At 69.3% G+C, this 9496-nt stretch carries 7 protein-coding genes; 6 read left to right on the top strand and 1 reads right to left on the bottom strand.

Annotated elements, in window-relative coordinates; translation table 11 throughout:
* The 5 genes from QOC69_RS22035 to argH all read left to right on the top strand — a co-directional run.
* A partial coding sequence (locus QOC69_RS22035; RefSeq protein WP_526443546.1) for an acetylornithine transaminase occupies positions 1-864 on the top strand: 864 nt, incomplete at its 5' end.
* A 2-nt stretch (positions 865-866) separates the two neighbouring features.
* A complete protein-coding gene (argF, locus tag QOC69_RS22030) occupies positions 867-1787 on the top strand; it encodes an ornithine carbamoyltransferase (RefSeq protein WP_526443549.1) in 921 nt (306 codons plus the stop codon).
* A 70-nt stretch (positions 1788-1857) separates the two neighbouring features.
* Positions 1858-2340 carry an arginine repressor gene (locus QOC69_RS22025; protein WP_526443544.1) on the top strand — a complete coding sequence of 161 codons (483 nt, stop codon included), beginning with the start codon at positions 1858-1860 and terminating at the stop codon, positions 2338-2340.
* Between the two features lie 3 nt (positions 2341-2343).
* Positions 2344-3543 carry an argininosuccinate synthase gene (locus QOC69_RS22020; protein WP_526443542.1) on the top strand — a complete coding sequence of 400 codons (1200 nt, stop codon included), beginning with the start codon at positions 2344-2346 and terminating at the stop codon, positions 3541-3543.
* A gap of 91 nt (positions 3544-3634) precedes the next feature.
* Positions 3635-5047, top strand: a complete 1413-nt coding sequence (argH, locus tag QOC69_RS22015; protein WP_526443540.1) for an argininosuccinate lyase — start codon at positions 3635-3637, stop codon at positions 5045-5047.
* 10 nt (positions 5048-5057) lie between these two features.
* Here argH and QOC69_RS22010 read toward each other — a convergent pair whose 3' ends face one another.
* Complete coding sequence (locus QOC69_RS22010; RefSeq protein ID WP_526443538.1) at positions 5058-6842, bottom strand: ABC-F family ATP-binding cassette domain-containing protein; 1785 nt, start codon at positions 6840-6842, stop codon at positions 5058-5060.
* A gap of 124 nt (positions 6843-6966) precedes the next feature.
* On the opposite strand from QOC69_RS22010, the gene QOC69_RS22005 reads away from it, so the two are divergent.
* A partial coding sequence (locus QOC69_RS22005) for an AMP-binding protein (RefSeq protein WP_526443536.1) occupies positions 6967-9496 on the top strand: 2530 nt, incomplete at its 3' end.

Genomic DNA, 9496 nt, shown 5'->3' with positions numbered 1-9496 from the left:
GAGGTCGCCTTCAAGATCACCCGCCTCATCGGGCGCACCAAACTCGTTGCGGCCGAAGGCGCCTTCCACGGCCGCACCATGGGCTCGCTCGCACTGACCGGTCAGCCGTCCAAGCAGGCGCCGTTCGCACCGCTGCCAGGCGACGTCACCCACGTCCCGTACGGCGACGTCGAAGCACTTGCGGGCGTGGTCGACACGGAGACCGCCGCGGTGTTCCTCGAGCCGATCATGGGGGAGGGCGGTGTCGTCACACCGCCACCGGGCTACCTGGTCGCCGCGCGTGAGATCACCGCCGCGCACGGCGCCCTCCTGGTCCTCGACGAGGTGCAGACGGGTGTTGGCCGTACCGGCACGTTCTATGCCCACCAGCACGACGGGATCACCCCCGACCTGGTCACGCTGGCAAAGGGTTTGGGCGGTGGGCTGCCGATCGGCGCCTGCCTGGCCATCGGCGATGCCGCGGACCTGTTGACCCCCGGCCTGCACGGCAGCACGTTCGGCGGCAACCCGGTGTGCACCGCGGCGGCGCTGGCGGTGCTGAAGACGCTGGCCGACGAGGATCTGATCAGCCGCGCCGACGTGCTCGGCAAGACGCTGAGCCACGGCATCGAGGCGATCGGGCATCCGTTGGTCGACCACGTCCGCGGCCGGGGTCTGCTGCGCGGCGTGGTGCTGACCGCGCCGCACGGCAAGGCGATCGAGAGCGCCGCGCGGGCAGCCGGTTTCCTCGTCAACGCCGTCGCCCCCGACGTGATCCGGTTGGCCCCCCCGCTGGTCGTCACCGAGGCGCAGATCGACGCGTTCATCACCGCGCTGCCCGCCGTCCTCGACACCGCCGTTGCCGTTTCATCGGAGGCGTCGTGACGCTGCGCCACTTCCTTCGCGACGACGATCTCTCACCGGTCGAGCAGGCCGAGGTGCTGGCGCTGGCCGCGGAACTGAAGCGGGCGCCGATGAGCAGGCGGCCTCTGGACGGCCCGCGTGGTGTCGCCGTCATCTTCGAGAAGAACTCCACCCGCACCCGGTTCTCGTTCGAGATCGGCATCGCCCAACTCGGCGGTCACGCCGTGGTCGTGGACAGCCGCAGTACCCAAATCGGTCGCGAGGAGACGCTGGAGGACACCGGCCGGGTGCTGTCCCGCTACGTCGACGCCATCGTGTGGCGCACGTTCGCGCAGGAACGGTTGAGCGCCATGGCCTCCGGCGCTTCGGTGCCGATCGTGAACGCCTTGTCCGACGAGTTCCACCCGTGCCAGGTGCTGGCCGACCTGCAGACGCTGGCCGAGCGCAAGGGCACGCTGGCGGGCCTGCGGATGGCCTACCTCGGCGACGGCGCGAACAACATGGCGCACTCGCTGATGCTGGGCGGTGTGACCGCGGGCATCGACGTCACCATCGCGGCCCCAGCCGGTTTCGAACCCGATCCGCAGTTCGTCGACGCGGCCCGGCGGCGGGCCGGCGACACCGGGGCGAAGGTGTCGTTGACGGCCGACCCGCGTGCCGCGGCCGACGGTGTCGACGTGGTGGTGACCGATACCTGGACGTCGATGGGCCAGGAGAACGACGGACTCGACCGAGTGGGCCCGTTCCGCCCGTTCCAGATCAACGCCGACCTGATGGGCCTGGCCGATCCCGGCGCCGTCGTCCTGCACTGCCTGCCCGCGCACCGCGGCTACGAGATCACCGATGACGTCATCGACGGACCCCAGAGCGCCGTGTGGGACGAGGCGGAGAACCGGTTGCACGCCCAGAAGGCGCTGCTGGTGTGGCTGCTGGAGCGGTCGTGACCCGAAGACGAGCGCGAGTGAGGATCGCAGCGAGGCACGAGCGAGGACCGGAGCGAGTGGGAGTCGAGGCATGACTTCCGCATCTACCCGGGCCGGACGACAGGCGCGCATCGTGACGCTCCTTTCGTCGAACTCGGTGCGCAGTCAGAGCGAGCTCGCGACGATGCTCTCCGAGGAGGGCATCGAGGTCACCCAGGCCACGCTGTCCCGCGACCTGGAGGAGCTCGGCGCGGTCAAGCTGCGCGGCGCCGACGGCGGTGTCGGCGTGTACGTCGTACCCGAGGACGGCAGCCCGGTGCGCGGGGTTTCCGGTGGCACGGAACGGATGTCGCGGCTGCTCGGTGACCTCCTGGTGTCCACCGACGCCAGCGCCAACCTGGCCGTGCTGCGCACCCCGCCCGGGGCGGCGCACTACCTCGCCAGTGCCATCGACCGTTCCGCACTGCCCTACGTGGTGGGCACCATTGCAGGCGATGACACCATCCTGGTGGTGGCTCGCGAACCCATGACGGGCGCCGAACTGGCCGCAAGGCTTGAGAACAAGGGAGATTGATTCATGTCCGAACGCGTCATCTTGGCGTATTCCGGCGGTCTGGACACCTCGGTCGCGATCAGCTGGATCGGCAAGGAGACCGGTCGCGAGGTGGTGGCCGTGGCCATCGACCTCGGGCAGGGCGGTGAGGACATGGAGTTGGTCCGTCAACGCGCGTTGGACTGCGGCGCGGTGGAGGCCGTCGTGGTCGACGCCCGCGACGAGTTCGCCGAGGAATACTGCCTGCCGACGATCAAGTCGAATGCGCTCTACATGGACCGCTACCCGCTGGTGTCGGCGATCAGCAGACCGCTGATCGTCAAGCATTTGGTCGAGGCGGCGCGCGCGCACGGCGGCGGCACCGTCGCCCACGGGTGCACGGGCAAGGGCAACGACCAGGTCCGCTTCGAGGTGGGGTTCGCGTCGCTGGCTCCCGATCTGGACGTGCTCGCACCGGTCCGCGACTACGCGTGGACCCGCGAGAAGGCGATCGCGTTCGCCGAGGAGAACGCCATTCCGATCAACGTGACGAAGCGCTCGCCCTTCTCGATCGACCAGAACGTCTGGGGCCGTGCGGTGGAAACCGGCTTCCTCGAACATCTTTGGAACGCCCCCACCAAGGACGTCTACGACTACACCGAGGACCCCACGGTCAACTGGAGCTCGCCCGACGAGGTCATCGTGGGGTTCGAGAAGGGCGCGCCGGTATCCATCGACGGCAAGCCCGTCACGGTGCTCGAGGCGATCGTCGAACTGAACCGGCGGGCGGGCGCGCAGGGCGTCGGCCGGCTCGACGTGGTCGAGGACCGGCTCGTCGGCATCAAGAGCCGCGAAATCTACGAGGCGCCCGGCGCGATGGCGCTCATCACCGCGCACACCGAGCTCGAGCACGTCACGCTGGAACGCGAACTGGCCCGGTTCAAGCGGACCACCGACCAGCGGTGGGGCGAGTTGGTCTACGACGGCCTCTGGTACTCGCCGCTGAAGACGGCGCTGGAGACGTTCGTGAACCACACGCAGGAGCACGTCACGGGAGAGATCCGGATGGTGTTGCACGGCGGGCACATTGCGGTCAACGGCAGGCGCAGCGCAGAGTCGCTGTACGACTTCAACCTCGCCACCTACGACGAGGGCGACACGTTCGACCAGTCCAGCGCGAAGGGTTTCGTGCACGTGCACGGGCTGTCCTCCAAGATCGCCGCGCAGCGGGACCTGGGTCGGTGACTCACTCCCTCTCGCGAGCAGACGCAAAGGTCCCCACTCCGGCGGCGTGTCGGGGGTACTTTGCGTCTGTTCGGCCAAAGAAGGTGGCCCCGTGAGCACTAACGAGGGTTCGCTCTGGGGCGGACGGTTTGCCTCCGGGCCCTCGGAAGCGCTTGCCGCGCTGAGCAAGTCCACCCACTTCGACTGGGTGCTGGCGCCCTACGACGTCACCGCGTCCAAGGCGCACGCACGGGTGCTGTTCGGGGCGGGTCTGCTGACCGAGGAGCAACGCGACGGGCTACTGGCCGGCCTGGACAGCCTCGGTGCGGACGTCGCCGACGGCAGCTTCGGTCCGCTGCCGTCGGACGAGGACGTGCACGGTGCGCTGGAGCGGGGGCTGATCGATCGGGTCGGCGACGATCTCGGTGGACGGCTGCGGGCAGGCCGGTCCCGAAACGACCAGGTCGCCACGCTCTTCCGGATGTGGCTGCGCGACGCGATGCGGTCCGTCGGCAACGGCGTGCTCGACGTCGTCGCCGCGCTGGCCATGCAGGCCGCGTCGCATCCCACCGCGATCATGCCGGGCAAGACCCATCTGCAGTCGGCGCAGCCGGTCCTGCTGGCCCATCACCTGCTTGCCCACGCCCACCCGCTGCTGCGCGACGTGGCGCGGATCGTCGACTTCGACGCGCGAACCGCCGTGTCGCCGTATGGATCCGGCGCGCTTGCTGGGTCGTCGCTGGGTCTGGACCCCGACGCCATCGCCGAGGAACTCGGCTTCGCCGCAGCGGCCGACAACTCCATCGATGCCACCGCATCCCGCGACTTCGCCGCGGAGGGCGCGTTCGTGCTGGCGATGATCGGCGTCGATCTGTCCCGGCTCGCCGAGGACGTCATCCTCTGGAGCACCACCGAGTTCGGCTACGTCACGCTGCACGACTCCTGGTCGACCGGCAGTTCGATCATGCCGCAGAAGAAGAACCCCGACATCGCCGAACTGGCGCGCGGGAAGTCGGGCCGGCTGATCGGCAATCTCACCGGATTGCTGGCCACGCTCAAGGCCCAGCCGCTGGCGTACAACCGGGATCTGCAGGAGGACAAGGAGCCGGTGTTCGATTCCGTCGGCCAACTGGAGCTTCTGCTGCCCGCGATGGCCGGGCTGGTCGGCACGCTGCTCTTCGACACCGACCGGATGGCCGAGCTCGCCCCGCTGGGCTACACGCTGGCCACCGACGTCGCCGAATGGCTGGTGCGCCAAGGTGTGTCGTTCCGCGTCGCCCACGAGGCGGCGGGCGCAGCGGTCCGTGCGGCCGAGGCGCGCGGGGTCGGGCTCGAGGAACTCGCCGACGACGAGCTGGCCGGCATCCACCCAGGGCTCACGGCCGAGGTTCGCGAGGTGTTGACCGTTGCGGGATCGGTGAATTCGCGCGACGCCCGTGGCGGCACGTCACCGATTCAGGTGGCCAAGCAGCTCGGCGTCGTCCGTGACACCGCCGACCGGCTCCGGATCCGGCTGCGTCCCTGAACCTGAGGCCCTAGTCTTCCGCCAAGGCCAGCCACTCCTCCTCGAGTGACTCCTTGCGGGCCAGCAGCTCGCCCAGTTCGGCGTTCAACTCGGTCGCCCGCTTGTGGTCCGCGGCTGCCTCGGCCATGGTGTGGTGCACGGCCGCGATCCGCTGGTCGAGCTTGCCGAGTTGACTCTCGATGCGGGCCAACTCCTTTCCCGCACGGCGCTCACGTGCGGAGGCAGTCTCGGAACGCGCGGCAGTGCGGGACGTCGACGTCGATTCGGCGGCGACGCGCTCGGCCAGGTACTGCTCGATGCCGCCGGGCAGCAGCACGCAGCGGCCCCCGCCTGGCAGCGCATAGGTGACGTCGGCGACCCGCTCGAGGAAGTAGCGGTCGTGCGTCACCACGATGAGCGTGCCCGGCCAGCCGTCCAGGTAGTCCTCGATGACGTTGAGCGTGTCGATGTCCAGATCGTTGGTCGGCTCGTCGAGCAGCAGCACGTTGGGTTCGTCGAGCAGCAACCGGAGGAACTGGAACCGCCGCCGCTCGCCACCGGAGAGGTCGGCCAGTCGCGTGGTCAGCTTGTCGCCGGTGAACCCGAAATCCTCGAGAAGCGTCGCGGTGCTGACTTCCTTTCCGCCCGCGAGTTCGGTGATCCGCTTGGCGCTTTCGACCGCGTCGAGCACCCGCTCGTTGCCGTCCACCTCGGCCAGCGCCTGGCTGAGATAACCGATCCTCAACGTCTTGCCGCGTTTGATGGTGCCCGCGGACGGCGCCAACTCGCCGGTCAACAGCTTCAGCACCGACGTCTTGCCGGTCCCGTTGACGCCGACCAGTCCGATCCGCACACCCGGCCCGATGGACCAGTCCAGCCCGTCGAGGATCTTCCGGCGGGCAGGAGCGGAGCGACCCGGGGATAGATCTGGCTCGCCAAGTTCCAGGCTCACGCGGTGCAGATCGAACACGTCCTTGCCCAGCCGCGCAGTCGCGAACCGCTGCAGCGCGAGGGAGTCCCGCGGCTCCGGCTCGTTGGCGATCAACTCATTGGCCGCCTGGATGCGGAACTTCGGCTTCGAGGTCCGCGCGGGCGGTCCCCGCCGCAGCCACGCCAGTTCCTTGCGCATCAGGTTGCGCCTGCGGGCCTCGGTGCCTGCGGCCAGCCGCGTCCGTTCCGCGCGGGCCAGCACGTAGGCCGCGTATCCGCCCTCGTAGGCGTCGACGTCGCCGTCGTGTACCTCCCAGATGCGCGTGCAGACAGCGTCCAGGAACCACCGGTCGTGGCTGACCACCACGAGCGCCTTCGAGCGCAGCTGCGACAGGTGGCCCGCCAGCCACCCGATGACCTCGACGTCGAGGTGGTTGGTTGGCTCGTCCAGCACCAGCACGTCGTGGCCGGCCAGCAGCACCGCGGCCAGCGCCACCCGACGCCGTTCACCGCCGCTGAGATCGGCGACTTCGCTGTCCAGGCCGACGTCGGCGAGCAGGTGCTCGACCACCGATCGAGTGTCGGGTTCGGCCGCCCAGATGTGGTCGGGGCGGCCTTCGACGATCACGTCCCGGACCGTGGCGTCCGCGGCGAAGTCATCGGCCTGGTGCAGGTATCCCACGGACAGGCCCGACGTGTGCGTGACCCGGCCCGAATCGGGCGGTCGAGCTGTCGTCAGCACCTGCAGCAGCGTCGTCTTGCCGTCGCCGTTGCGGCCGACGACACCGATCGCGTCGCCCTCGTCGACGCCGAGGCTGACGCTATTCAGCAGGGTTCGGGTGCCGTGGCCGACGCTCGCGCGTTCGACGTTGATCAGGTTCGCCATCAGCCGCCGATCATAGGGCTGCCGATGAAGACGACGGTCGGTGCAATCCCAGCGGAACGCCAGGGTCGCTGTGCCATGATGACGTCGGATCGGGGGATTCGGGACGTCACAAAAGGGGAGCCCAGTGGACCTGTCGGCGATCACCAGGCCGGTCGGGCGGTTGGTCGCAACCGCTCAGAACGGCTTGGAAGTGCTCCGCTACGGCGGGCTGGAGACCGGCGCGGTACCGTCCCCGTTCCAGATCATCGAGGCCGTGCCGATGTACCGGCTGCGACGGTACTTCCCGCCCGATTCCAGGCACGGCGCCCCACCGGCCGGACCGCCCGTCCTGATGGTGCACCCGATGATGATGTCGGCCGACATGTGGGACGTCACCCGCGACGAGGGCGCCGTCGGGATCCTGCACGCGGCCGGGGTCGATCCGTGGGTCATCGACTTCGGCTCGCCCGACCGGGTCGAGGGCGGCATGCAGCGCAACCTCGCCGATCACGTCGTCGCGCTGAGTGAGGCGATCGACACCGTCAAGACGGTCACGGACCGCGACGTACACCTCGCCGGCTATTCGCAGGGCGGCATGTTCGCCTATCAGACCGCGGCGTACCGGCATTCGAAGGATCTGGCGAGCATCATCGCGTTCGGCTCTCCGGTGGACACCCTGGCGGGCCTGCCGATGAACCTGCCCGCCGGTTTCAGCGCCGCGGCCGCCGACTTCATGGCCGACCACGTGTTCAGCCGCATCGACATCCCCGGCTGGCTCGCCCGCACCGGGTTCCAGATGCTCGACCCGCTCAAGACCGCGCAAGCGCGGCTGGACTTCCTGCGCCAACTACACGACCGCGAGGCATTGCTGCCCAGGGAGCAACAGCGCCGGTTCTTGTCGTCGGATGGCTGGATCGCCTGGTCGGGGCCTGCGATCGCGGAATTGCTCAAGCAGTTCATCGCCCACAACCGGATGATGTCCGGCGGGTTCAGCATTCGCGGCGACCTGGTCACCCTCAGTGACATCGACTGCCCCGTGCTGGCCGTGGTCGGCGAGGTCGACGACATCGGCCAGCCGGCGTCGGTGCGCGGAATCAAGCGCGCCGCCCCCCAGGCGGAGGTCTACGAATACCTCATCCGCACAGGACATTTCGGTCTGGTGGTGGGCTCGAGGGCGGCCACCCAGACGTGGCCGACGGTCGCCAATTGGGTGAAGTGGCTGGCCGGCGACGGCGAGATGCCCGAGCACGTGGTTCCGATGGCGCTGCAGCCCGCCGAGCACAGCGAGAGCGGCGTTCCCCTTGCGTCGCGGGTGGCGCACGGTGCTGCCGCCGCGACGGAGATGACGTTCAGTCTGGCCCGTTCGGCAGCCGACGCGTTCGTGGCCGCCAACAAGTCGGCCCGCGCGCTGGTGGTCGAGACCGCCCGCACGTTGCCCCGGCTTGCGCGGCTGGGTCAGATCAACGACCACACCCGCATCTCGCTCGGCCGGATCCTGTCCGAGCAGGCTCGGGGGGCGCCCGACGGCGAGTTCCTGCTGTTCGACGGTCGGGTGCACACCTATGAGGCGGTGGACCGCCGCATCAACAACGTGGTCCGTGGCCTGATCGGGGTCGGCGTGCGGCAGGGCGCCCACGTCGGTGTCCTGATGGAGACCCGGCCCAGTGCTCTGGTCGCCATCGCCGCGCTCTCGCGACTCGGCGCGGTGGCCGTGCTGATGCCGCCCGACGGCGATCTGGCCGAGGCGGCCCGCATTGGTGCGGTATCCGACGTCATCGCCGATCCCGGCAACCTCGAGGCGGCCCGCCGACTGCCGCTGCGCGTGCTGGTGCTCGGCGGCGGCGAGACGCGCGACCTGCACCTTCCCGAGGATGCCGACGTCACCGACATGGAGCAGATCGACCCGGACGTCGTCGAGCTGCCGGGTTGGTACCGGCCCAATCCCGGATACGCCAAGGATCTTGCCTACGTCGCGTTCGCCACGGTCAACGGCGAACTCGTCGCCCGCCAGATCACCAACTTCCGGTGGGCGCTGTCCGCGTTCGGCACGGCGTCGGCGGCCAACCTCGGTCGCAGCGACACGGTGTACTGCCTCACCCCGCTGCATCATCAGTCCGGCCTGCTGGTCAGCCTGGGCGGCGCCGTGGTGGGCGGCACCCGCATCGCGCTGTCGCGGGGTCTGCGTCCCGACCGGTTCGTCCACGAACTGCGCCAGTACGGCGTCACCGTCGTGTCCTATACCTGGGCGATGCTGCGCGACGTCTTGGGGGAATTTCAACGCGATCCGTCCTTTGGTCCCAACGGCAACCACCCGGTCCGCCTGTTCATCGGCTCCGGCATGCCCACCGGACTGTGGAAGCGCGTCGAGGAGGAGTTCACGCCCGCGCACATCGTCGAGTTCTTCGCCACCACCGACGGCCAGGCCGTGCTTGCCAACGTGTCCGGGGCCAAGGTCGGCAGCGAGGGACGTCCCCTTCCGGGCGGTGGGCACGTCGAACTCGCCGCGTACGACGTCGACGACGACCTGATCCTCGAGGACGACCGCGGTTTCGTGAGGTTGGCGCAGGCAGGCGAGGTCGGCGTGCTCCTCGCCCACCCGCGCGGCCCGATCGATCCGACCGCGTCGATCAAGCGGGGAGTGTTCGCCCCGGCGGACACCTGGGTGTCGACGGAGT

The sequence above is a fragment of the Mycobacterium sp. genome (assembly GCF_032162105.1).
Classification (GTDB): Bacteria; Actinomycetota; Actinomycetes; order Mycobacteriales; family Mycobacteriaceae; genus Mycobacterium.
This window is presented reverse-complemented; position numbering and strand designations above follow the sequence as displayed.

Bases quoted from the DNA above. Each gene is read 5' to 3' on its own strand.
- QOC69_RS22010 (WP_526443538.1), bottom strand. From the start codon at position 6,842: ATGGCGAACCTGATCAACGTCGAACGCGCGAGCGTCGGCCACGGCACC.
- QOC69_RS22025 (WP_526443544.1), top strand. From the start codon at position 1,858: ATGACTTCCGCATCTACCCGGGCCGGACGACAGGCGCGCATCGTGACG.
- QOC69_RS22020 (WP_526443542.1), top strand. From the start codon at position 2,344: ATGTCCGAACGCGTCATCTTGGCGTATTCCGGCGGTCTGGACACCTCG.